24 protein-coding genes are annotated in these 21821 nt (G+C 68.9%); 7 read left to right on the forward strand and 17 right to left on the reverse strand.

Annotated elements, in window-relative coordinates:
• Positions 1–78: 78 nt before the first annotated feature.
• Both ACNQS7_RS05105 and ACNQS7_RS05110 read right to left on the reverse strand, forming a co-directional pair.
• Entirely contained in the window at positions 79–759 is a 681-nt protein-coding gene (locus tag ACNQS7_RS05105) for a TIGR02234 family membrane protein (RefSeq protein ID WP_418011699.1), read from the reverse strand.
• Entirely contained in the window at positions 752–2287 is a 1536-nt protein-coding gene (locus ACNQS7_RS05110; RefSeq protein WP_418011700.1) for an anthranilate synthase component I, read from the reverse strand. The genes ACNQS7_RS05105 and ACNQS7_RS05110 overlap by 8 nt, the downstream gene beginning before the upstream one ends.
• Before the next feature lie 50 nt (positions 2288–2337).
• Between ACNQS7_RS05110 and ACNQS7_RS05115 the strand changes: the two genes are divergently transcribed.
• A complete protein-coding gene (locus ACNQS7_RS05115; RefSeq protein WP_418011701.1) occupies positions 2338–2793 on the forward strand; it encodes a peroxiredoxin in 456 nt (151 codons plus the stop codon).
• 92 nt (positions 2794–2885) lie between these two features.
• Here ACNQS7_RS05115 and ACNQS7_RS05120 read toward each other — a convergent pair whose 3' ends face one another.
• Complete coding sequence (locus tag ACNQS7_RS05120; RefSeq protein WP_418011702.1) at positions 2886–3968, reverse strand: calcium:proton antiporter; 1083 nt, start codon at positions 3966–3968, stop codon at positions 2886–2888.
• A 313-nt stretch (positions 3969–4281) separates the two neighbouring features.
• Between ACNQS7_RS05120 and ACNQS7_RS05125 the strand changes: the two genes are divergently transcribed.
• Entirely contained in the window at positions 4282–5784 is a 1503-nt protein-coding gene (locus ACNQS7_RS05125) for a serine/threonine-protein kinase (RefSeq protein WP_418011703.1), read from the forward strand.
• Here ACNQS7_RS05125 and hisI read toward each other — a convergent pair.
• From hisI to hisD, 8 genes are read right to left on the reverse strand one after another with little or no spacing between them, the layout of a single operon-like run.
• Complete coding sequence (hisI, locus tag ACNQS7_RS05130) at positions 5781–6128, reverse strand: phosphoribosyl-AMP cyclohydrolase (protein ID WP_418011704.1); 348 nt, start codon at positions 6126–6128, stop codon at positions 5781–5783. The two genes, ACNQS7_RS05125 and hisI, sit on opposite strands and share 4 nt — an antisense overlap.
• Positions 6125–6931 (reverse strand): imidazole glycerol phosphate synthase subunit HisF, encoded by an 807-nt coding sequence (gene hisF, locus ACNQS7_RS05135; protein WP_418011705.1) that lies wholly within the window; start codon positions 6929–6931, stop codon positions 6125–6127. Before hisF ends, hisI begins: the two co-directional genes overlap by 4 nt.
• A gap of 1 nt (position 6932) precedes the next feature.
• Complete coding sequence (locus tag ACNQS7_RS05140; RefSeq protein ID WP_055580244.1) at positions 6933–7733, reverse strand: inositol monophosphatase family protein; 801 nt, start codon at positions 7731–7733, stop codon at positions 6933–6935.
• Positions 7734–7738: 5 nt separating this feature from the next.
• Positions 7739–8473: a bifunctional 1-(5-phosphoribosyl)-5-((5-phosphoribosylamino)methylideneamino)imidazole-4-carboxamide isomerase/phosphoribosylanthranilate isomerase PriA gene (priA, locus tag ACNQS7_RS05145; protein WP_418011706.1), complete on the reverse strand. Its 735-nt coding sequence runs from the start codon at positions 8471–8473 to the stop codon at positions 7739–7741.
• Positions 8474–8475: 2 nt separating this feature from the next.
• Positions 8476–9096 carry an imidazole glycerol phosphate synthase subunit HisH gene (gene hisH, locus ACNQS7_RS05150; RefSeq protein ID WP_156452770.1) on the reverse strand — a complete coding sequence of 207 codons (621 nt, stop codon included), beginning with the start codon at positions 9094–9096 and terminating at the stop codon, positions 8476–8478.
• Positions 9097–9104: 8 nt separating this feature from the next.
• Positions 9105–9722, reverse strand: coding sequence for an imidazoleglycerol-phosphate dehydratase HisB (gene hisB / locus ACNQS7_RS05155; RefSeq protein ID WP_055580247.1), 618 nt, complete (start codon positions 9720–9722; stop codon positions 9105–9107).
• A complete protein-coding gene (locus ACNQS7_RS05160) occupies positions 9719–10870 on the reverse strand; it encodes a histidinol-phosphate transaminase (RefSeq protein WP_418011707.1) in 1152 nt (383 codons plus the stop codon). The genes hisB and ACNQS7_RS05160 overlap by 4 nt, the downstream gene beginning before the upstream one ends.
• Complete coding sequence (hisD, locus tag ACNQS7_RS05165) at positions 10867–12210, reverse strand: histidinol dehydrogenase (protein WP_418011708.1); 1344 nt, start codon at positions 12208–12210, stop codon at positions 10867–10869. Before hisD ends, ACNQS7_RS05160 begins: the two co-directional genes overlap by 4 nt.
• Positions 12211–12273: 63 nt before the next feature.
• Between hisD and ACNQS7_RS05170 the strand changes: the two genes are divergently transcribed.
• Positions 12274–12696, forward strand: coding sequence for a nitroreductase family deazaflavin-dependent oxidoreductase (locus tag ACNQS7_RS05170; protein ID WP_310786218.1), 423 nt, complete (start codon positions 12274–12276; stop codon positions 12694–12696).
• A gap of 89 nt (positions 12697–12785) precedes the next feature.
• Here the strand turns inward: ACNQS7_RS05170 and ACNQS7_RS05175 are convergent, their stop codons facing one another.
• On the reverse strand, positions 12786–13814 hold the full coding sequence (locus ACNQS7_RS05175; RefSeq protein WP_418011709.1) for an alcohol dehydrogenase catalytic domain-containing protein: 1029 nt from the start codon (positions 13812–13814) through the stop codon (positions 12786–12788).
• A 40-nt stretch (positions 13815–13854) separates the two neighbouring features.
• On the opposite strand from ACNQS7_RS05175, the gene ACNQS7_RS05180 reads away from it, so the two are divergent.
• Both ACNQS7_RS05180 and ACNQS7_RS05185 read left to right on the forward strand, forming a co-directional pair.
• A complete protein-coding gene (locus ACNQS7_RS05180; RefSeq protein WP_418011710.1) occupies positions 13855–14421 on the forward strand; it encodes a TetR/AcrR family transcriptional regulator in 567 nt (188 codons plus the stop codon).
• A gap of 9 nt (positions 14422–14430) precedes the next feature.
• Positions 14431–15141: a trimeric intracellular cation channel family protein gene (locus ACNQS7_RS05185; RefSeq protein ID WP_063892916.1), complete on the forward strand. Its 711-nt coding sequence runs from the start codon at positions 14431–14433 to the stop codon at positions 15139–15141.
• On the opposite strand, the gene nadC is transcribed toward ACNQS7_RS05185, so the two are convergent.
• Genes nadC through nadA form a run of 3 tightly spaced genes read right to left on the reverse strand, consistent with a single transcriptional unit; the run spans position 15142 to position 18610 of the window.
• On the reverse strand, positions 15142–15999 hold the full coding sequence (gene nadC / locus ACNQS7_RS05190; RefSeq protein ID WP_418011711.1) for a carboxylating nicotinate-nucleotide diphosphorylase: 858 nt from the start codon (positions 15997–15999) through the stop codon (positions 15142–15144).
• Positions 15999–17576 (reverse strand): L-aspartate oxidase, encoded by a 1578-nt coding sequence (locus ACNQS7_RS05195; RefSeq protein ID WP_418011712.1) that lies wholly within the window; start codon positions 17574–17576, stop codon positions 15999–16001. The genes nadC and ACNQS7_RS05195 overlap by 1 nt, the downstream gene beginning before the upstream one ends.
• On the reverse strand, positions 17573–18610 hold the full coding sequence (gene nadA / locus ACNQS7_RS05200) for a quinolinate synthase NadA (RefSeq protein WP_418011713.1): 1038 nt from the start codon (positions 18608–18610) through the stop codon (positions 17573–17575). Before nadA ends, ACNQS7_RS05195 begins: the two co-directional genes overlap by 4 nt.
• A gap of 48 nt (positions 18611–18658) precedes the next feature.
• Between nadA and ACNQS7_RS05205 the strand changes: the two genes are divergently transcribed.
• Positions 18659–19363, forward strand: a complete 705-nt coding sequence (locus ACNQS7_RS05205; protein WP_418011714.1) for an NUDIX hydrolase — start codon at positions 18659–18661, stop codon at positions 19361–19363.
• Positions 19364–19588: 225 nt separating this feature from the next.
• A complete protein-coding gene (locus tag ACNQS7_RS05210) occupies positions 19589–20929 on the forward strand; it encodes a lipase family protein (RefSeq protein WP_418011715.1) in 1341 nt (446 codons plus the stop codon).
• On the opposite strand, the gene ACNQS7_RS05215 is transcribed toward ACNQS7_RS05210, so the two are convergent.
• Together ACNQS7_RS05215 and ACNQS7_RS05220 are read right to left on the reverse strand one after the other, a co-directional pair.
• Positions 20926–21591 (reverse strand): DUF2567 domain-containing protein, encoded by a 666-nt coding sequence (locus ACNQS7_RS05215; RefSeq protein WP_418011716.1) that lies wholly within the window; start codon positions 21589–21591, stop codon positions 20926–20928. The genes ACNQS7_RS05210 and ACNQS7_RS05215 overlap by 4 nt on opposite strands.
• Positions 21588–21815, reverse strand: coding sequence for a hypothetical protein (locus ACNQS7_RS05220; protein ID WP_055576234.1), 228 nt, complete (start codon positions 21813–21815; stop codon positions 21588–21590). Before ACNQS7_RS05220 ends, ACNQS7_RS05215 begins: the two co-directional genes overlap by 4 nt.
• Positions 21816–21821: the final 6 nt, after the last annotated feature.

A 21821-nucleotide genomic window follows, 5' to 3' on the forward strand; every position in this document is an offset into this window, starting at 1 on the left:
TGACTCTGGATCACCCCACGCTCGCCAACCGATTTCGACGGCGTGCAAGAAGGGTAGCGACCCTCACGAGGGGACCCGTCACCGCCCCTCGATGTCCGGGTCAGTGGGTCGATCGGTAGGGTCTCGGCCCTCGTCCAGAGCATCCCAGATCATGCGTTCCGAAAGCTGCGACTGCCCGTCCCCGGCCTGCGCCCGATCCTCGGTTGGTGTCCCGTCGATTTCCCGCGCCGCCGAGCGGCGCGCGCCCGGAGCCAGGTACTTCGTGCTGTCCGACCTGGAAGAGCCGGCGACCGAAGCCGAGCGCATCAACAAGGTCGCGGCCACCAGGGTGCACACCGCCGCCGCCACCGTCACCACCGCCCCGCTGTACTGGCGGGCGCTGCCCACCAGCGTCGCCACCGGAACGTGCGCGAGATCGGCTCCGCGCGCCGCCACATCAGGCACGGCCCAGAGGCTGACGCCGAGGTAGCCGATCGCGAAACTCGCAGCCGCCAGCAGCGCCGCCAGCGCCCGCAACTGCCAACCGCGCACCGCCAGCGCGGCGACCGCAGCGGCCAGGTTCACGATCGCCAGCGGCAGCAGCGCGCTCGACCAGGTGGCACCCGACAGCGCAAGCTCCTTGGGCTGCCCCAACCCGTCGAACGATCGGATGACAACCCAGGTGAACCGCGAGGCACCCCACAGCGCACCGGCCGCGATGACCAGCAACAACTGGGCGCCTCTGACGAGGAGCCGCCCGCGGCGCGGGTTGTCAGCCACCGCTCGTGCCCGGCACCGTCAGCGTCTCGGCCGCGGCGATCGCGTTGAGTACCGCCCGCGCCTTATTCCGCGACTCGTTGTACTCGTAGGGCCCGTTGGAGTCGGCCACCACGCCACCGCCCGCCTGAACATAGGCCGTCCCGTCGCGCATCAGCGCGGTGCGAATGGCGATCGCAAAGTCGGCGTTGCCGGCGAAGTCGAGGTAGCCCACCACACCTCCGTAGAGGCCCCGGCGGGTTTTCTCGACCTCCTCGATCAGTTCCATCGCCCGGACCTTCGGAGCACCGGACAGGGTGCCGGCCGGAAAACACGCCGTCACCGCGTCCAGGGCCGTCTTGCCCTCCGCCAGCAGGCCCGTCACCGTGGAAACCAGGTGCATCACATGGCTGTAGCGCTCGATGTGGCTGTAGTCCTCGACGCGGACGGTCCCCGGGGTGCACACCCGGCCCAGATCGTTGCGGCCCAGGTCCACCAGCATCAGGTGCTCGGCGAGCTCCTTCTGGTCGGACAGCAATTCCTTTTCCAGCAGAACGTCTTCTTCCTCGGTCTCCCCCCGCCACCGCGTTCCGGCGATCGGATGCGTCGTGGCCCGTCCGTCGTGCACGGTCACCAGCGCCTCAGGGCTGGACCCGACGATCGAAAAGTCCACTGCGCCTTCACTATCGGGGATCTGCAGCAGGTACATGTACGGGCTGGGGTTACTCACCCGCAGCATCCGGTAGACGTCGATCGGATCGACGTCGGTGTCCATCTCGAAACGCTGGGACGGGACGACCTGGAAGGCCTCGCCGGCGGCGATCTGCTCGACCAGGTAGTCGACGATGGCGCCGTACTCTTCGACCGTGCGTTGGGAGCGGTGCACCGGTTCGGGTTTGCTGAAGGTGGAGACGGTCGAGGGCAGCGGCTGCCCCAGCGCGGCCGTCATCACGTCGAGGCGTGCGACCGCGTCGTCGTAAGCCCAGTCAACCCGCTCGTCGGTGCCGTTCCAGTTGACCGCGTTGGAGATCAGGGTGATGGTGCCCTCGTGGTGGTCCACCGCGGCCACATCGGTGGCCAGCAGCAACAGCATGTCCGGCAGCTGGAGGTCGTCGACGGCGAGCTCGGGCAGGCGCTCCAGTCGCCGCACCATGTCGTAGGCGAAGTAGCCGACCATGCCACCGGACAGCGGAGGCAAACCAGGCAGGCCGGCCGTCGCGAGAACCTCCAGCGTGGCGCGCAACGCGTCGAGCGGGTCGCCCCCGGCGGGTGCGTCCTTGGGCACCGTGCCCAGCCACACGGCGTGGCCGTCCCGCACGCTCAACGCGGTCGGCGCCCCGGCCCCGATGAACGACCAGCGCGACCAGGACCGGCCGTTTTCGGCCGACTCGAGCAGGAAAGTCCCGGGGCGGCCGGCGGCGAGCTTGCGATACGCCGAAAGCGGAGTTTCGCTGTCGGCCAGTACTTTGCGGGTCACCGGGACGACCCGGTGCTCGGCGGCCAGCACGCGGAAATCCTCCCGCGTTGTCGTGGCTGCGAGGATGGCGTTCACCGGACCATCCAATCAGATTGCCGGGGCACGGCCCGCGTAGCGTGGCGGCCATGAAAATTGGTGACACCGTGGCCGACTTCGAGCTTCCCGATCAGACGGGCACCCCGCGCAAACTGAGTGAACTGCTGAGCGACGGGCCCGTCGTGCTGTTTTTCTATCCGGCCGCCATGACGCCGGGCTGCACCAAGGAGGCCTGCCACTTCCGCGACCTGGCCTCCGAATTCGCCGTGCTCGGCGCCAGCCGGGTCGGCATCAGCACCGACCCCGTTCAGAAGCAGGCGAAGTTCGCCGACACCCAGAACTTCGACTACCCGCTGCTGTCGGACAGCGACGGCAAGGTGGCAACCCAGTTCGGCGTCAAGCGGGGTTTGCTCGGCAAGTTGATGCCGGTCAAGCGCACCACGTTCGTCATCGACACCGACCGCACCGTGCTCAACGTGATTTCCAGCGAGATCAGCATGGACACCCATGCGGACAAGGCGCTGGAGACGCTGCGCGGGCGCTGAAGTCCGCGTCCTGGTGCCGAGCGTGAAGCTGGTTGCACGCTCGGCGTCGAGCGTGAAGCTGGCTTCACGCTCGCGGATCAAAGCGAGACGCGCTACGGGCTGATCGCCAGGAACAACCACGCGGCCAGCACGACGAGATGCACCTCGCCCTCCAGCCGGGTCGCCCGGCCCGGCACCACGGTGAGCACGCTGACCACCATGGTCAGCGCCAGCAACACCAACTGGATGGGTCCGAGCCCCAGCAACAGCGGTCCACGGACCCATATCGACGCCAGCGCAATGGCCGGGATGGTGAGCCCGATGCTGGCCATCGCGGAGCCGTACGCCAGGTTGAGGCTGATCTGCATCCGTCCCTGGCGGGCCGCTCGACCTGCCGCGAGGGTCTCCGGCAGCAACACCACCAGCGCGATTACCACGCCGACGAAGGAGTGCGGGAAACCGGCGGCCGCCACCATACGCTCGATGAACGGCGATTCCACCTTGGCCAGTCCCACCACCGCCACCAGGGCGACGAGCAGCACTCCCAGGCTCAGCAGCGCCGACTGGGTGCTCGGCGGGTCGGCGTGGTTGTCGTCGTCGACCGCACCCTTCTGCACCACTGGCAGGAAGAAGTCGCGGTGCCGGACGGTCTGGGTGAAGACGAACATCAGGTACAGACCCAGCGAGACGACCGCGGCGAAGGCAAGTTGACCAGGGGAAAACTGGGGACCGGGATGGCTGGTGGTGAACGTCGGCAATACCAGGCCCAACGTCGCCAGCGTGGCGACCGTGGCCAGCGCCGAGCCGCTGCCGTGCGCGTTGAATTGCGTCACCCCGTAGCGTCGGGAGCCCAGCAGCAGCGACAAGCCGACGATGCCGTTGGTGGTAATCATCACCGCCGCGAACACCGTGTCGCGCGCAAGGGTGGCCGCTTTGTCGCCGCCGGACGTCATCAACGTGACGATCAGCGCAACCTCGATGACGGTCACCGCGACGGCCAGCACCAGCGACCCGAACGGCTCGCCGACCCGGTGCGCCACCACCTCGGCGTGATGGACCGCGGCCAGCACGGCACCGCCGAGCAGCACCGCCGCGAGCGCCCCCACCACCGGGCCGATCTCCTGCCCCCAGCTGAACACCAGAGCAACCAGAGCGATCAGCGGCGCCAGCACGTTCCACGACACACGTTTGACCATCGATCGCTCCTTTCCTCATCGCCGCCGCCAAACCGATTGCGGCACATACAGATTGCGGCCCGCGTCGCTGCGCTCAGCTGACTGGATGCACGCCCTGAATCAGTTTGGGCCGCAACGTCGATCCCGACATACCCGACCCTGTATCGCCGAAACATGTTCGCGCACAACTGATCAGCCATGCCAAGAAATCAACTGCGGCCACCGCTGCAGCGGATCGCAACCGAACCGGTCGGCACCGGTCAGCGAAACTGACAGCGCTTCAATTGTACCAGTGCGTTAATTCCGGCTAACTGCGCCTCAGTAGCATGCTCCCATGCCGACCAGCGCAGACCGCAACCCCTCGAGGGGCCTACAGGAGGGCGAGCTCTTCGCCGGCTACACGATCGTGCGACGGCTCGGTGCCGGTGGGATGGGCGAGGTGTACCTGGCCCAGCATCCACGGCTGCCCCGCCGGGACGCGTTGAAGGTCCTGCCCGCGGAGTTCACCACGAACCAGGAGTTTCGTGCGCGGTTCAACCGCGAGGCCGAACTGGCCGGCAGCCTGTACAACGAGCACATCGTCGGCATCCACGACCGTGGCGAGTACGAGGGCCAGCTGTGGCTGTCGATGGACTACGTCGAAGGAACTGACGCCGCCCAGCTGCTGCGCGACCGCTACCCGTCCGGAATGCCGCTGCCGGAGGTCGTGGAGATCGTCACGGCCGTGGCGGAGGCGCTCGACTACGCGCACTCCCGCGGCTTGCTGCATCGCGACGTCAAACCGGCCAACATCCTGCTGGGCGAGGCTGCGCCGCGGCGGCGGATCCTGCTCGCCGATTTCGGCATCGCCCGTGAGCTCGGCGACGTCAGCGGCCTGACTGCGACCAACATGACGATGGGCACCACCGCCTACTGCCCGCCGGAGCAGCTGCAGGCGTCCGATCTCGACGGTCGAGCCGATCAGTACGCCTTGGGTTGCACCGCGTACCAGCTGCTGACCGGCGGTGCCCCGTTCCAGAATTCCAACCCCGCGGTGGTGATCAGCCAGCATCTGTCGGCACCACCGCCGCTGCTGAGTGAGCGGCGCCCGGAACTCGCCTACCTCGATGGCGTCATCGCCCGGGCACTCGCGAAGGACCGGTCGGCGCGATTCGCGTCGTGCTCGGATTTTGCCGCCGCATTAGCCGCTCCGGTGGGCAGGGCCGACGCCTCGGGCGCGACGGTCGCCGTGGAACGGCCGACCGAGGTGATCGCCACCGCCGCACCCGCCCCCGGCGGCCGCCGTCGCGGCGCGCTGATCGCCTCGGGGGCGGCCGTCGTGCTGATAGCGGTGGCCGCGGTCCTCGCGGTGGTGGTGTTGCGCGGCCAGTCGGGTGGGCAGCAGTCTGCGGGTCCCTCGTCCTCGCCGGCCGACGTGGCGCCGACGAACAGCAGCGCGGGCCTTCCACCGCTGAAACTGACCAACCAGATCACCGATCAGGCCCACGTGCTGGGGCCCGGCGAACGCATCCTGATCGAGCGGGCCGTCAACAAGCTCTACGCCGGTCAAGGGACTCGGCTGTGGGTGGTCTACGTCAACGATTTCGGCGGCCTCAAACCTGCCAAATGGACCGAAAACGTGATCCGCAGCAATGGTTTCACCGACGCCGACGTCCTGCTGGGGATCACTATCGACCGACCGTCCTTCGTCTTCCACGTACCGGCGGCAGTCACCGTGGGTAGGCCCATCGACATCGAGCTGATCCGGCGGGATCGCATCAAACCGGACGTGGAGCGTCGCGAATGGACCAAGGCCGCTCTGGCGGCGGCGATCGGGCTCGACGTCCCGGTCCGCTAGTCCTCGGGCTCCAGTAGCACCGCGGCATCGAAGCAGCTGTGGTCGCCCGTGTGGCAGGCTCCCCCGACCTGATCGACGGTCAGCAGCACGGTGTCGCCGTCACAGTCCAGCCGCACCGAGTGCACGTACTGCGTGTGCCCGGAGGTCGCTCCTTTGACCCATTGCTCGTTCCGGGAACGGGAAAAGTAGGTGGCCTCGCGGGTTTCCAGGGTGCGCGCCAGCGCGTCGTCGTCCATCCACGCGACCATCAGCACATCACCGCTGCCGCGCTCCTGCACCACCGCGGTGAACAACCCGTCGGCGTTGCGCTTCAACCGGGCGGCGATGGCGGGTTCGAGGGTCATGCCGTGGCAATCCGCACGGTGATGTCCTGGGCGGCCATGGCGGCCTTGACCTGCCCGATCGTCAGCTCCCGGAAGTGAAACACGCTGGCCGCCAACACCGCATCGGCTCCGGCGTCTACCGCGGGTGCGAAGTGCTCCACCGCTCCGGCACCGCCACTGGCGATCACCGGCACCGTCACCGCCGCACGCACGGCGCGCAGCATGGCCAGGTCGAACCCCGCCTTGGTGCCGTCGGCATCCATCGAGTTCAACAAAATCTCGCCCACGCCCAACTCCGCACCGCGGGCGGCCCACTCGACGGCGTCGATGCCGGTGCCCTGCCGGCCACCATGGGTGGTGACTTCCCAGCCCGACGGGGTCGGCGCCGAGCCCTCGGGCACGGTCCGCGCGTCGACCGACAACACGATGCACTGCGACCCGAATTGCCTTGCCATTTCTGCCAGGAGGTCGGGGCGGGCGATGGCTGCGGTGTTGACCGACACCTTGTCCGCCCCGGCGCGCAACAACGTGTCGACGTCCGCGACGGTGCGCACCCCGCCACCCACGGTGAGCGGGATGAACACCTGCTCGGCGGTGCGACGCACCACATCGAGCATGGTGGACCGCCCGGAGGAGGACGCCGTCACGTCGAGAAACGTGAGCTCGTCAGCGCCCTCGGCGTCGTACGCCGCCGCCAGTTCGACGGGATCACCCGCATCCCTGAGGTTTTCGAAGTTGACGCCCTTGACGACGCGGCCGTCGTCGACGTCCAGGCACGGAATTACCCGTACCGCGAGTCCGTCACCGGAGTGATGCTGCTGCATTTCAGTAATCCTCCGGTTGCCCGGTGCTGCGGAGGATCTCGAGAATCTCGCCGTGGACGCCGGGCGCGGCGGCCAGCGCGGACCGGGAGGCCGGGGTCCACTGCTCGCCGGCCAGGTCGGTGACGATGCCACCGGCGGCACGCACCAACACCACTCCGGCGGCGTGGTCCCACACATGGCTACCGAAACTGATTGCACCGCCCAGGATTCCGTCGGCAACATAGGCAAGGTCGAGGCCGGTGGAGCCGTGCATGCGCAATCGCGACGACAGCCGGCTGAGGTTTTCCAGCACCGCGACCCGGTAGCGGCCCGGGAAACGGCCCCGGGAGTCGGCGCTGAACGAGCCGGCGCCGACCAGTGCGTCGGCCAGCTCGGCGGTTGCCAACTTCGGCTGCGGCTCACCGTTTTTCATCAACGGACCACCCGCCACCGCGGTGTAACGCTGACCGGTGAAGGGCAGCCAGGTCAGCCCGGCGACCGGTTCGCCGTCGCGCAGCAGTCCCAGCAGGATGCCCGCCATCGGCGACCCGGCGGCGTAGTTGAACGTGCCGTCGACCGGGTCCAGCACCCACACCCACGGCGAGCCGACGTCGGCGCCGCCGAATTCTTCGCCGTGGACCTCGATTCCCGTTTCGGCGACCAGGGCATCGACGACCTGACGTTCGATGGCCAGGTCGACTTCGGTGGCGAAGTCGTTGCCCTTCTTGCGGACCGCCGAGTCGGCGCGGTGGCCGGCCAGGAACGGTTCGATCGCATCGTCGAGGATCCCCGATGCCTGTTGAACCAAAGCATCCAAATCCATGGCGCCTACTCCCGCACCGCGTCCAGCGCCTGCGGCAACGTGAACCGGCCAGCATAGAGCGCCTTGCCCACAATCGCTCCCTCGATCCCGCGGTCGGTCAGCGTGGCGATGGCACGGAGATCGTCCAGGCTGGACACGCCGCCGGAGGCGATCACCGGCGCGTCGGTGCGCTCGGCGACCCTGGCCAGCAGGTCAAGGTTGGGCCCGCCCAGGGTGCCGTCCTTGGTGACGTCGGTGACGACATAGCGCGAACACCCTTCGGCGTTCAACCGGTCCAGCACCTCCCACAGGTCGCCGCCGTCGGTCTCCCACCCGCGGCCGCGCAATCGGTGTGCGCCATCGACGATTTGGACGTCCAAGCCCACCGCCACCTTGTCGCCGTGCTCGGCGATCGCCCGGGCACACCACTGCGGGTTCTCCAGCGCGGCGGTGCCCACGTTGACCCGGGCGCACCCGGTGGCCAGCGCGGCGGCCAGGGAGTCGTCGTCGCGGATGCCGCCGGACAGTTCCACCTGCACATCGAGTTTGCCCACCACTTCGGCCAGCAGTTCGCGGTTGGAACCGCGACCGAAGGCGGCGTCGAGGTCGACCAGGTGGATCCAGTCGGTGCCGTCACGCTGCCAACCCAGCGCGGCGTCCAGCGCTGAGCCGTACTCGGTTTCACTGCCAGCCTTGCCCTGGACCAGGCGCACGGCGCGGCCCTCGACGACGTCGACGGCCGGCAACAGAATCAGCGACATCGCTACAGCCCCTCGACCCAGTTGTGCAGGATCGCGGCCCCGGCGTCGCCGCTCTTCTCCGGGTGGAACTGGGTGGCGGACAGCGGACCGTCCTCCACCGCCGCCAGAAACGGCACCTGATGTGTCGCCCACGTCAACATCGCTTCGGGTGAACCTTCCCACCGCTGCGCGGCGTAGGAGTGTACGAAATAGAACCGGGTGTCGGCGCTCATGCCCCGGAAGAGCACACTGTCCGGCGCGGCATTGACCACGTTCCACCCCATGTGCGGGATCACCGGCGCATCCAGCCGGGTCACCGCGCCGGGCCATTGACCGCACCCCGTTGTCTCCACCCCGAATTCGACGCCGCGGGCGAACAGGATCTGCATGCCCACGCAGACGCCCAGCACTGGGTGCCCGGCGGCGACCCGTTCCGCGATGATCCGCTCGCCGCCGATCTTGCGCAGGCCGGTCATGCACGCCTCGAAGGCGCCGACGCCGGGCACCACCAGTCCGTCTGCGGCCAGTGCCTTTTCGGCGTCCGCGGTGACGTCGACGTCAGCACCCACCCGCTCCAGCGCACGTTGCGCAGAGCGCAGATTCCCCGAGCCGTAGTCCAATACCACCACGGACTTCGGCCGGATAAGCGAAGTCACAGAACACCTTTGGTGGACGGCACCCCGGACACGCGCGGGTCGGGCTCGACGGCCTGGCGCAGCGCGCGGGCCACGGCTTTGTACTGCGCCTCGGTGATGTGGTGCGGGTCGCGTCCGTACAGCACCCGCACGTGCAGCGCGATGCGGGCGTTGGCGGCCAGCGACTCGAAGACATGGCGGTTGATGACGGTGTGGTACGGCACCGAATTGCCCGCGATCGTGGTGTGCTGCAGGTGATCCGGTTCGCCGGTGTGCACGCAGTAGGGGCGCCCGGACACGTCGACGGCGGCATGCGCCAGCGTCTCGTCCATCGGGATGAACGCGTCGCCGAACCGCCGGATGCCCTTCTTGTCGCCAAGGGCCTGCCCCAGCGCGGTGCCCAGGGCGATCGCGGTGTCCTCGATCGTGTGATGCGCCTCGATCTCCACGTCGCCCTTGGTGCGCACCATCAGGTCGAAGCTGGCGTGCGAACCAAGCGCGGTGAGCATGTGGTCGTAAAAGGGCACGCCGGTGTCGACGTCCACCTCCCCGGTGCCGTCGAGGTCGAGTTCGATCACGATGTCGGATTCTCGGGTGCGGCGTTCGATGCGCGCACGCCGGGCTTCGGTTGTCACTGTGCTCCTAAGTAACGGTCGCGACCCGCGCCCACCGGGCTGGGGCCGGCTAGATCGGTGGTGGCGATCTCGGCGCTCACTTTCAAGAACGCGTCGTTCTCGTCGGCCATTCCGATGGTGGCGCGCAGATGGCCGGGAATACCGACGTCGCGGATCAGGACGCCCGCTTCCAGGTAATGCTGCCAGGCGGCCGCCGCGTCGGCGAATTCTCCGAACAGGACGAAGTTGGCGTCACTGGGAATGACCCGAAAACCCATGTTGGTCAATGCGGTTGACACCCGTTCTCGTTCGGCGATCAGGATTGCCACGCTGCCCAGAGTGTCGTCGGCGTGCCGCAGAGCGGCCCGGGCCGCCGCTTGAGTCACCGACGACAGGTGGTAGGGCAGCCGAACCAGCAGCATGGCGTCGACCAGGGCGGGAGTCGCGACCAGGTAACCCAATCGGCCGCCGGCGAAGGCGAAGGCCTTGCTCATGGTGCGGGTGACGACGAGTTTCGCCGGGTATTCGTCGAGCAGCGTGACGGCGCTGGGCTGCGACGAGAACTCGCCGTAAGCCTCGTCGACGATCAGGATGCCCGGGGTCACGTCCAGCAGCCTGCGCAGGTCGTCCAGCGAAATGCTCTGACCCGAAGGGTTATTCGGGCTGGCGATGAACACCACGTCGGGCCTGCGGTCCACCACGGCGGCGACGGCTTCGTCGATGTCGAGGCTGAAGTCCTCCGCGCGGGCCGCTTCGAGCCATTCGGTGCGGGTGCCGTCGGAGATGATGGGGTGCATCGAATACGACGGGACGAAGCCGATGGCGCGGCGGCCCGGCCCGCCGAAAGCCTGCAGTAACTGCTGCAGGATCTCGTTCGAACCATTTGCGGCCCAGACACTTTCGACGCCAACCGGCGTGCCGGTCTGGACGCTGACATAGGCGGCCAGATCGGTGCGCAGGGCAACCGCGTCGCGGTCGGGGTACCGGTGCAGGTCGGCGGCCGCTTCGCGCACCGAGCGCACCACGTCGTCGATCAGCGCCTGAGTGGGCGGGTGCGGGTTCTCGTTGGTGTTCAGCCGCACCGGCACATCCAATTGTGGAGCGCCGTAGGGAGACTTGCCACGCAGGTCGTCGCGCAGCGGCAGGTCGTCAAGGGTCGGTCGGGTCACCGCTCGAACCTCCGGCGGACCGCCTCACCGTGCGACGGCAGGTCCTCGGCCTTGGCCAAAGTGACAACGTGGCCCGACACGTCTTTGAGGGCGGCCTCGGTGTAGTCGACGACGTGGATGCCGCGCAGGAAGGTCTGCACCGACAGGCCGCTGGAGTGGCGTGCGCTGCCGGCGGTGGGCAGCACGTGGTTGGAGCCGGCGCAGTAGTCGCCCAGACTCACCGGTGCGTACGGTCCGACGAAAATGGCTCCGGCCGAACGGATCCGGGTCGCCACCTCCGCGGCGTCGGCGGTCTGGATCTCCAGGTGTTCGGCGGCGTAGGCGTTGACCACCTTGATGGCGGCATCGAGGTCGTCGGTCAGGATGATCTTGGACTGAGGGCCCGACAGCGCGGTGGTCACCCGCTCGCGGTGGACCGTGGTCTGCAGCTGGGCGGCAAGTTCGGTGTCGGTGGCGTCGGCCAGCTCAGGGCTGGGGGTCACCAGGACGCTGGCCGCCATCTCGTCGTGTTCGGCCTGGCTGATCAGGTCGGCCGCCACGTGTGCGGGGTCGGCGGTGTGGTCGGCGAGGATGGCGATCTCGGTGGGGCCGGCTTCGGCGTCGATGCCCACCTGGGAGCGGCACAGCCGTTTGGCCGCGGTGACGTAGATGTTGCCGGGTCCGGTGATCATGTCGACGGGGACGAGCTCTCCTCCGCCGGTGTCGGTGCCGCCGTAGGCCAGCAACGCGACGGCCTGAGCACCGCCTACCGCCCAGACTTCCTCGACACCGAGCAGCTTGGCCGCGGCCAGGATGGTCGGGTGCGGCAGTCCCCCGAAGGCGGCCTGCGGCGGACTGGCGACCACCAGCGAGTCGACGCCGGCCGCCTGGGCCGGCACCACATTCATCACCACGCTGGACGGGTAGACCGCGTTGCCGCCGGGCACGTACAGACCGACCCGTTCGACAGGGACCCAGCGTTCGGTGACGGTGGCGCCGGGGCCCAGCGTGGTGGTGGTGTCGGCACGGCGCTGATCGGCGTGCACGGCGCGGGTCCGGTCGATCATCACCTGCAGCGCATCACGTACGTCGTCGTCGAGTCCGGCCACGGCAGCCTCGAGTGCGCTGTCGGGTACCCGCACCGCCGCGGGCCGGACACCGTCGAACTCCTCGCCGTAGTTCAGCGCGGCGACCGCCCCACGCTCAGCGACAGCCGCGACGATCGGCCGCACCTTGGGCAGCACGGCCTCCACGTCGACGCCGCCGCGCGGCAGTTCCGCCCGCAGGCGCGCAGCCGTCAACTCCACGCCCCGCAAGTCGATACGGGACAGTGGTGAGGGCGATGTGGTCACGTGGACCATTGTCCCAGAGCAGCTCAAGTCGATATTCGACCGGTACAGTGCGCGGGTAAAAAGGAGCCAGCCATGTCTGCTAGGGATCAACACCCCAACAACGCCCCCGGCGTCCCGATGATCTTCCCGGTGTGGTTCGAGAACATACAGGTCAAGTACCTCAACCCGCTCCTGAAACCGATCGCCCGGTTCCTGCCCGGCACCGCGACCATCGAGCACCGCGGCCGCAAGTCGGGCAAGGTTTACAAGACCATCGTGACCACCTACCGCAAGGGCAACGTCCTGGCGATCGCGCTGGGCCACGGCAAGACCGACTGGGTGAAGAACGTGCTGGCCGCCGGCGACGCCGACGTGCACTACGCCCGCCAGACCGTGCACATCACGAACGCGCGGATCCTGCCGGCGGGTACCGACGGACCGGAGGCTGAAGGGCTGCCCAAGATGGCAAAGGCCCAATTGCGGCGGATGGCGGTCTTCGTCGGCGATATAGCCTGACAGGCGGTCGCCGAGTGTGCGCTCACCGCTTTCGGTGTGCGGCCACCGAGGCAAACCGGGCCGGTTCGCCGCGGTAGCCGCACACGCGATCAGCTCCGGACAAACACCGTCTTGCCCGTCATTTCGGGCCACCCCGTAGGCGCCTCCTCCCACGGCACCACGCGGTCGACCGCCGGTGACAGGTCGCAGCCGTCGGCCAGCATCGCCAGGACCTGCGGAATGGCGGCACGGGCGTTGACCCGACCGGTGACGAACCGCACGCCGCGGGTGTAGAGCGGCAGCAGCGCCAACTCCACGGTCGGCTGGTAGTAGATCCCGGTATCGGTGCACACGCCGTCTGGCCAGGTCGCGCGCAGCGTGGCCGCCAGCAGTGCGGGGTCGGCCGTCGTGTTTACCGTGACGGGGTAGGGCTCCCACTCCCTGGCGGGCTTCACCCGGTCGTGCACAAACGCACCCAATTTCTCGGCCGCAGCCAACCGGTGCGGATCGGTGTCGACGTAGTCGACGTGGGCTCCTACGGCTGCCCCGAACGCGGCCGCATACAGCCCGATCGATGCCCGACCCACCACCAGCACCCGGCGATCCACGGCATCAACGGCACCCAACTCGTCCGCGAACGGCGCCACCGTGCGCCAGCCGTCGGGAATGTTGTCCGACAGCGACGCGACCGCCACGGGATCGACTCCGTCCGGAACGGGGATCAGCATGGCGTCGGCGTAGGGCACCAACACCAGGTCCGACATGAATCCGCCGCCGTCGAGACCGGCGATCGGGCCCATCCCGTACATCGCCAGCAACGGCAGCGAGCCACAGGATCCGGTCACACCGCGGCGACATTCGCGGCAGGTCCCGCAGTTGATCTGGAAGGGCACCACCACCCGGTCCCCCACCGCCACACCGGTGACGTCGTCACCGACCGCGACAACCTCCGCCAGCCCTTCGTGCCCCACCGCATATCCCGGCGGCAACGGCAGCCGGCCGGCGCAGACGGCGACATCCAGGTCGCAGCACGCGACCGCCAGCGGCCGGACCAGAGCCTGTCCGGGTGCCGAAATTTCCAGGTCCGCGGCATCCCGCCACTCGTAGCGGCCGGCGTCCGCGTGCATTAGTTGCCTCATCGCAACATTCTTGAGTGATCACTCAAGTAAAGTCAAGGGCATGCCGAGACCCGACCGCAGCCGCGCCGCGCTCATCGACACCGCCGCCACCTTGTTCCGCCGCCAGGGATATGCGGCGACCGGCCTGAACCAGATCCTCGAGGAGGCGGGCGTCAAGCCCGGTTCGCTCTATCACCATTTCCCGCAGGGCAAACAGCAGCTGGCCGCGGCGGCTATCGACACCACCGGGTCGGCCATCGAACAACTGCTGCGTCAGCTGCTGGCCACCGACAAACCGGTGAGCGACGTCGTGGATCGCTGGATCGACGTGCTGGCGGCCGGCCTGGCCGGCGACCCACGCGACGGCTGCCCGGTGGAACCGCTAGCCACCGAGGCCGTCCACGGCAGTCCGGCAGTGCGCGAGGCAGCCGCGCGCGCCTTCGCGGGGTGGTGCGCGGCGATCACCGACCGGCTGCGCCGCGACGGCCGGCCCGCGGCACGCGCCGAGCAGGCGGGGCTTGCCGTGATCTCGCTGATCGAGGGCGCGCTGATCCTGTCGCGGACCAGCGGAGACACAGCCGCACTCAACGCGGCCAAGGCCGCCGCACGCCTGCTACTGACGGTTTAACGTATTGGCGTGACAGACACCGTTGGCGAATTCCTGCGGGTTATCGACCTGACCGGAGTCTTCGGCAACGCCATCCTCGGTGGGCTCGTGGCGCGCGAACTGCACCTGGATCCGATCGGCTTCGCCGCGCTGGCGACGTTGTCGGGCCTGGGCGGCGGCCTGATCCGCGACACCCTGCTCCAGCACGGCCCGCCGGTAGCGCTGACCGACTATCTGTACGCGCTGGCCGTGATCGCGGGAGCGGTGGTCGCCTTCCTGACGCCGGTGCACGACCGCGCGTGGGCGCTGATCTTCCCGGTGGTCGATGCGCTGGCCCTGGGTTGTTGGGCCGCGGCCGGTGCCCAGAAGACCCTGCACGTCGGCCTGGGCTGGCTGCCCGCAATCCTGTTGGGCACGATCACCGCGGTGGGCGGCGGCGCACTGCGCGACCTCGCCGTGCGACGGACGCCGCAGATCTTCGGCGGCAATACCCTCTACGCCACCTGCGCGGTGGCCGCCAGTGTCGTGGCGGTGGCCTTCGACTATGTGGGGCGGGCGTCGGCGGGGATGGTGCTGGCCACGTTGGTCGGGGCCGGCTTCGTCCTGTTGGCCCGCTGGCGCGGCTGGCAGCTCTGGACGGGGCTCGATTGGGATTACGACATCCAACGGGCACCGGGCCGGCTACTGCCGCGCATCGCGGTGCGGGTCAACCGGCGACCCGCCCCACCTCCCGAGCTCTGATTACATGTCCAGGCCGACGTCGAGCACCCGCACCGAGTGGGTCAGCGCGCCCACGGCAAGGTAGTCGACTCCGGTACCCGCATAGGTCCTGGCGGTTTCCAGACTGAGCCCGCCGGAGGACTCCAGCAGCACCTGCGGCGCGCTCGCGTCGCGGCGCTGCACGGCGATCTGGGTCTGCCATACCGGGAAGTTGTCCAGCAGGATCAATTCCGGCTTCTCCGGCAGCACCTCGTCCAGCTGCTCGAGGGAATCCACCTCGACTTCGCAGGACAGCTCCGGCGCGGCTGCGCGCACCGCACGCAGTGCCCCGACCACCGACCCCGCGGCCGCGACGTGGTTGTCCTTGATCAGCGCCGCGTCGCCCAGCCCCAGCCGGTGGTTGACGCCACCGCCGACGCGGACCGCGTACTTCTGCAGCAAGCGCAGACCCGGCAAGGTCTTGCGCGTGTCGCGGACCTTGGTCCTGGTGCCCTCGACAGCCTCCACCCACGCAGCGGTCGCCGTCGCGATACCGGACAAGTGACACACCAGGTTGAGCATGGTCCGCTCGGCCGTCAACAGGCCGCGCGTCTGGGCCCGCACCGTCAACAGCGGCTCACCCGGACCCACCCGCGTGCCGTCTTCGACGCGGTGCAACACCTGGTAGCCGTCGCTGCCGATCACCTCGTCGAGCGCCAGCAGCGCGACGTCCACCCCGGCAATCACGCCCAACTCGCGCGGCACCATCGACGCCGTGGCCATCGCGTCCGCCGACACCGTCGCCAGTGTGGTGGCATCCGGCCCGTAGCGCAGGTCCTCGTCCAGGCCGCGCCGAATGGTCGCTATCGCATCAGCCCGCTCGGCGGCATCCAGCTTCATCAACCCACCGCCGCCAGAGTCTCGACCCGCACCGAGCTGCCGTCGGGCGCCAGTCGCACCAGCGCGCTACGCCCCTGGCCGGCATCGGCCGACGGGTACTCGGCGCGGTGGTGGCAGCCCCGGCTCTCGGTACGGGCCAGGGCGGCGGCCGTCACCGTACGGGCGGCCAGGGTCAGCGCCACGTCCTCGGCATCCTGGCGACATGCGACGGTGCGACCGGGAGCCGCGCTGAGCATGTCGGCCAACCGCTGCAGCCCGTCGGCGTCACGCACCACTGACGCATCCCGGCTCATCGCGTGTTGCAGGTCGCCGCGACGGGGCGCGGTGCGGGTGATCGGCTCCGGCATCTTCGCGCGCCGGCAGCCCGCGGCCGTCGCACGCGCGGCCGCTCCCTGTCCGGCGCGACCCCCGACCACCAAGCCCTCCAGCAGGCTGTTGGAGGCCAGCCGGTTGGCTCCGTGCATTCCGGTGCGGGCCACCTCGCCCGCCGCGTACAAACCCGGCAACTCCGTCTGGCCGTACACGTCGGTGACCACGCCGCCGCAGCTGTAGTGCGCGCCCGGGACGATCGGAATGGGCTGGCGGACGGGGTCGATGCCGGCCGCCCGGCATGCGGCGGTGACGGTCGGGAAGCGCGCGGCGAATCCCGCGATCCCCCGCGCGTCGAGGTAGGCACACGGGTCGCCGGTCGCCTTCAGCCGGGCGTCGATGGCGGCCGCGACCACGTCCCGCGGGGCCAGATCGCCCATCGGGTGCACCCCGGCAGTGATCGAATTGCCTTGACTGTCAAGCAGTATCGCGCCCTCACCGCGAATGGCCTCGGTGATCAACGGGCGCCGGCCCTGCGCGCCCGGGACGAAGAGCATCGTCGGGTGGAACTGGATGAACTCCAGATCGCTGACCGCCAGGCCGGCCCACAACGCCAACGCAACCCCGTCGCCGGTGGAACCGTTCGGATTTGTGGTCGCGCTGTAGAGGTGTCCGAGGCCGCCCGTTGCCAGGATGACCGACGGCGCGCTGATGATGCCGACGCCGTCCGGGCGGGCCACCAGCACGCCGCTGACGCCGTCCTCGTCGTGCAGGACCTGCAGCGCGATGTGGCTGCTGCGGATGTCCAGGGTGCGTGCGGCGCCATCGAGGGTGCGCTGCACCTCGGCCCCGGTCGCGTCGCCGCCCGCGTGCACCACCCGCCGCCGGGAGTGGCCCCCTTCGCGGGTGACGTCCCAGGCGCCGGGCACGGCTTCATCGAAACGTGCTCCGTCGCCGACCAATTGGGTGACGGCACGGTAGCCGTCGGCGACGATCGAGTACACCGCGTCCGGGTCGCACAGTCCCGCACCGGCCGTCAGCGTGTCGCTGACGTGGGCGTCGATGGAATCGTCGCTGTCGGGCAGCACGACCGCGATGCCACCCTGGGCGTAGTGGGTTGCCGTGACCCCGCGCGTCCGGGCCGCCTTGTTCAGGACCACAACCCCGGCGCCGGCGCGGTGGGCAGCCAGCGCGGCGGCCAAGCCGGCCACGCCCATGCCGATCACGACGACATCGGCGCTGTCACGCCACACCGGACGGGTGGTCATTCGCCACCGCCGGGCTGGCCGATCGCGATCATGCGCTGCACGCTGCGCCGGCCCGCGGCCGCGACGTCGGGATCGACGTGCACTTCGTCGGCACCTTCCACCAGGCAGCGCAGCAGAGCCGCCGGGGTGATCATTTTCATGTACTTGCACGATGCGCGGTCGTTGACCGCCTGGAAGTCGACTTGCGGCGCCGCCCTGCGTAACTGGTGCAGCATGCCGACCTCGGTGGCGACCAGTACCTTGCGGGCGCGGGTCTCGTGCGCGGCGTCGAGCATGCCGCCGGTGGACAGGATCTTGACCCGCTCGGCTGGGAAGGCGCCCTCGCCGGCCAGGTACAAAGCCGAAGTGGCGCAACCGCATTCGGGGTGCACGTACAGCTCGGCGTCGGGGTTGGCGCGGGCCCGCTCGGCGAGTTCGTCACCGTTGATGCCCGCGTGCACATGACATTCGCCGGCCCAGATGTGCAGGTTCTTGCGACCGGTCACCCGGCGCACGTGTGCGCCGAGGAACTGGTCCGGGCAGAACAGCACCTCGCGGTCGGGGTCGATGGAGTCGACGACGTCGACGGCGTTCGACGACGTGCAGCAGATGTCGGTGAGCGCCTTGACCTCCGCCGTGGTGTTGACGTAAGAAACGACGACGGCGTCGGGGTGCTCGGCCTTCCACGCGCGCAGGTCGTCGGGCGTGATCGAGTCGGCCAGCGAGCAGCCGGCGCGCTGATCCGGGATCAGCACCGTCTTGTCCGGACTCAGGATCTTGGCGGTCTCGGCCATGAAGTGCACGCCGCAGAACACGATGGTGTCCTCGGGCGCCTCGGCTGCGATCCGCGACAGCGCCAGCGAGTCCCCCACGTGGTCGGCGACGTCCTGGATGGCCGGCAGCTGATAATTGTGGGCCAGCACGGTGGCACCGCGCAGGCGCGCCAGCCGACGTATCTCGGCTGCCCACTGCGCGTCGCCGTCGACTCCGGTGAAGCCGGTAGGCGTGCTGATGATGCGGGCCGACAGCTCATCCATGCGATTCAAGACCGTCATGGTCGGCTCCTTTCGCACTCAGGAGGTTTTCGACTTACAATCGAAAACATGCCTCATGGTAGCACCGCCCACGAAGTGCTCGCCGTCGTGTTCCAGGTTCGAATGGTTACCGACGGCCCGCGCAGCGGAAAACCGCAGCTGAACGTGTTGTTATGGCAGCGTGCACAGGATCCGCAGCGCGGCGCGTGGTCGCTGCCCGGCGGACGGCTGCGCACCGAAGAGGACATGACCACCTCAGTCCGCCGCCAACTCGCCGAGAAGGTGGATCTGCGCGAACTGTCGCATCTGGAACAACTGGCGGTGTTCTCCGACCCGCAGCGGGTGCCGGGCGTGCGGATGATCGCCTCCACGTTCCTGGGGCTGGTGCCCTCCCCCGCCACCCCGGAGCTGCCCCCGGATACCCGCTGGCATCCGGTGAGCGCACTGCCCCCGATGGCCTTCGACCACGGGCCCATGGTGGCCCACGCGCGCACCCGACTGGTCGCCAAGATGTCCTACACGAACATCGGATTCGCGTTGGCACCAAAGGAATTTGCGCTCTCCACGCTGCGTGACATCTACGGCGCGGCGCTGGGGTACCAGGTCGACGCGACCAATCTGCAGCGCGTGCTGGCCCGCCGCAAGGTCATCACGGCGACCGGGACCATCGCCCAGTCCGGCCGCAGCGGCGGTCGCCCGGCCGCGCTGTACCGGTTCACCGACTCCCAGTTGCGGGTCACCGACGAATTTGCCGCACTGCGACCCCCCGGCTAGGCCCGAGAATGGACTGGGACAAGAGATTGTGACAAGCGGCACGCGCAGCGGTTTTAGGCGTGTCGGCGGTTTGTACAGTAACTTGTATAAGAGATGGATAAGGCGAAATAAGATTCTAGTAAGAGGCGCTGGCCGCCAAAAGCAGCCGGCGCCGCATTGTGACTAGCCTGACCGCCGCCCCGAATCGGGACACACCGGGCGACGAGGGCCACGAAGGGAGCCTTAATGGTGGAGCTCGCGAAGCTGGGAGGCGAAACCGGGGCGGAGTGGATCGGCCGACCCCCGCACGAGGAGTTGCAGCGCAAGGTCCGCCCGCTGCTCCCCGCGGACGACCCGTTCTACCAGCCGCCCGCCGGCTTCCAGCACGCCGCGCCCGGCACTGTGCTGCGCTCCCGCGACGTCGAACTGGCCTTCATGGGCCTCATCCCGCAGTCCATCACCGGGACCCAGTTGCTGTACCGGACGACGGACATGAACGGCAACCCCGAGGCGACCGTGACGACGGTGCTGCTGCCGAAAGAGGTCGCCCCCGGCAAGACCATGCCGCTGCTGTCCTACCAGTGCGCCATCGACGCCATCTCGTCCCGGTGCTTTCCGTCCTACGCGATGCGCCGCCGCGCCAAGGCCATCGGCTCGCTGGCCCAGCTGGAGTTGCTGTTGGTCAGCGCCGCCGTCGCCGAGGGCTGGGCGGTGTCGGTTCCTGACCACGAAGGCCTGCACGGGTTGTGGGGCACCCCCTATGAACCCGGCTACCGGGTCCTTGACGGCCTGCGGGCGGTGCTGAGTTCGGAACGACTCGGTGTGCCCGCGTCCGCCAAGATCGGGCTGTGGGGCTACTCCGGCGGCGGGCTGGCCAGCGCGTGGGCCGCGGAAATGTGCGGCGAATACGCCCCGGAGCTGGACATCGTCGGGGCGGTACTGGGCTCGCCCGTCGGCAACCTCGGGAACACCTTCAAACGACTCAACGGCAGCCTGCTCGCGGGCCTGCCCGCGATGGTCGTGGCCGCACTCACCCACGCCTATCCCGACCTCGATGCGGTCATCAAAGAACACGCCAACGAAGACGGTCTGGCCATGCTCGAGAGCATGGAGCGGATGACGACCGCGGAAGCCGTCATCTCGATGGCCAACAAGAACATGGCGGACTACCTCGACGAGCCGCTGGAGGACATTCTGGCGACCCCGGCCGTCGCCCATGTTTTCGACAGCACCACCCTGGGCGTCGCCGTGCCGACGCCGCCGGTGCTGATCGTGCAGGCCGTCCACGACTACCTCATCGGCGTCGACGACATCGACGCGCTTGCCGACGCCTACTCAGCGGGCGGCGCCGACGTCACATACCACCGGGACGCATTCAACGAGCACATGCTGTTGCACCCGCTGTCCTCCCCGATGGCGCTGCGTTGGCTGATCGACCGGTTCGCCGGACGCCCAATCACGGACCACCTGATCCGGACCACTTGGCCCACCATGTTCAACCCGATGACGTATGCCGGCATGGCACGCCTGGCCGTCATCGCCGCGAAGGTCATCACCGGCAGGAAGATCCACCGGCGTCCCCTTTAAGGGGTGACCGGACCCGCGGGGACGGGTGGCAACACGGCCGGGCGCGGGTCGATCGGCGGATAGCCGCCCAAATCGTCGCGCACGGTTCCGGTGGCCGCGAGCGCGTAGATCAGCGCCGCGGAGGCCGTCGGCGATAGCAACGTGGCGGCGACCTGCAGCGGCAGATGACCGAAGAACACCGGAGGCGCCTGGCTGACGTAGGTCACGTTGTGATCACCCGACGCGAGCGCGACGGTGTCGAAATTCAGTGCGCCGTAACGCAGTAGGACCAGCAGCGCTCCGACACCCGCGGCGGCCGCGGCGGCGCCGATCAGCCCCAAGGTGAGCGCGGCGACCACCTGTGGCCCGCGATGCTCACGCCACTGCCACACTGCCACGGCGGCCACCACCGCCAGTACGCCCAGCAGACCGAGCAACATGAACGGCGCCACGAAGAAGTTCTGCGATTCGCTGCCCAGGTAATCGTGCACGCGCTCACCCTTGCGGCTCACCGCCACCACGGCGTGGATCGGCGGGGCTATCCACGCCCAGAGGGCACCGATCAGCACACCCGCGGCGGTCAGCACCAGCACCACGGTGAGCAGCGCGCGTTTGCGGGGCGTGCGCGGGCCCGCCGGGGGCTCCACCGGCCGGGCCACGTCGGTCACGGCTTCCCCGGTCATTTCTGCCCCTCCAGATCGGCCGAGTCCACCTGTCCATGCCGTGAGCACCGTGCCCACCAGCCGTCGGGGCGAACCTGCACGATCATCCGCCGTCCGCACTCGGCGCAGAACCGGGGCGGTTCCAGACCCAGCTGGGCCGCCGTGGGCGTGGCCGTGCCCGCCGGCTCCCCGGTGTAGACGTTATAGACACCGGCTCCGACCGGAGCGCCCAGATTTCCCGCCACGCTTCT

The organism is Mycobacterium sp. 23 (assembly GCF_048287075.1).
GTDB lineage: Bacteria > Actinomycetota > Actinomycetes > Mycobacteriales > Mycobacteriaceae > Mycobacterium > Mycobacterium gordonae_B.

Excerpts from the sequence above, each read along its gene's own strand:
- ACNQS7_RS05115 (WP_418011701.1), top strand. The coding sequence starts at position 2,338 with ATGAAAATTGGTGACACCGTGGCCGACTTCGAGCTTCCCGATCAGACG.
- ACNQS7_RS05125 (WP_418011703.1), top strand. The coding sequence starts at position 4,282 with ATGCCGACCAGCGCAGACCGCAACCCCTCGAGGGGCCTACAGGAGGGC.
- ACNQS7_RS05120 (WP_418011702.1), bottom strand. The coding sequence starts at position 3,968 with ATGGTCAAACGTGTGTCGTGGAACGTGCTGGCGCCGCTGATCGCTCTG.
- hisD (WP_418011708.1), bottom strand. The coding sequence starts at position 12,210 with ATGGTCCACGTGACCACATCGCCCTCACCACTGTCCCGTATCGACTTG.
- ACNQS7_RS05175 (WP_418011709.1), bottom strand. The coding sequence starts at position 13,814 with ATGAGGCAACTAATGCACGCGGACGCCGGCCGCTACGAGTGGCGGGAT.
- ACNQS7_RS05215 (WP_418011716.1), bottom strand. The coding sequence starts at position 21,591 with ATGACCGGGGAAGCCGTGACCGACGTGGCCCGGCCGGTGGAGCCCCCG.
- ACNQS7_RS05170 (WP_310786218.1), top strand. The coding sequence starts at position 12,274 with ATGTCTGCTAGGGATCAACACCCCAACAACGCCCCCGGCGTCCCGATG.
- ACNQS7_RS05205 (WP_418011714.1), top strand. The coding sequence starts at position 18,659 with ATGCCTCATGGTAGCACCGCCCACGAAGTGCTCGCCGTCGTGTTCCAG.
- nadC (WP_418011711.1), bottom strand. The coding sequence starts at position 15,999 with ATGAAGCTGGATGCCGCCGAGCGGGCTGATGCGATAGCGACCATTCGG.
- ACNQS7_RS05210 (WP_418011715.1), top strand. The coding sequence starts at position 19,589 with ATGGTGGAGCTCGCGAAGCTGGGAGGCGAAACCGGGGCGGAGTGGATC.
- priA (WP_418011706.1), bottom strand. The coding sequence starts at position 8,473 with ATGTCGCTGATTCTGTTGCCGGCCGTCGACGTCGTCGAGGGCCGCGCC.
- ACNQS7_RS05195 (WP_418011712.1), bottom strand. The coding sequence starts at position 17,576 with ATGACCACCCGTCCGGTGTGGCGTGACAGCGCCGATGTCGTCGTGATC.
- ACNQS7_RS05180 (WP_418011710.1), top strand. The coding sequence starts at position 13,855 with ATGCCGAGACCCGACCGCAGCCGCGCCGCGCTCATCGACACCGCCGCC.
- hisF (WP_418011705.1), bottom strand. The coding sequence starts at position 6,931 with ATGCAGCAGCATCACTCCGGTGACGGACTCGCGGTACGGGTAATTCCG.
- hisI (WP_418011704.1), bottom strand. The coding sequence starts at position 6,128 with ATGACCCTCGAACCCGCCATCGCCGCCCGGTTGAAGCGCAACGCCGAC.
- nadA (WP_418011713.1), bottom strand. The coding sequence starts at position 18,610 with ATGACGGTCTTGAATCGCATGGATGAGCTGTCGGCCCGCATCATCAGC.
- ACNQS7_RS05140 (WP_055580244.1), bottom strand. The coding sequence starts at position 7,733 with ATGGATTTGGATGCTTTGGTTCAACAGGCATCGGGGATCCTCGACGAT.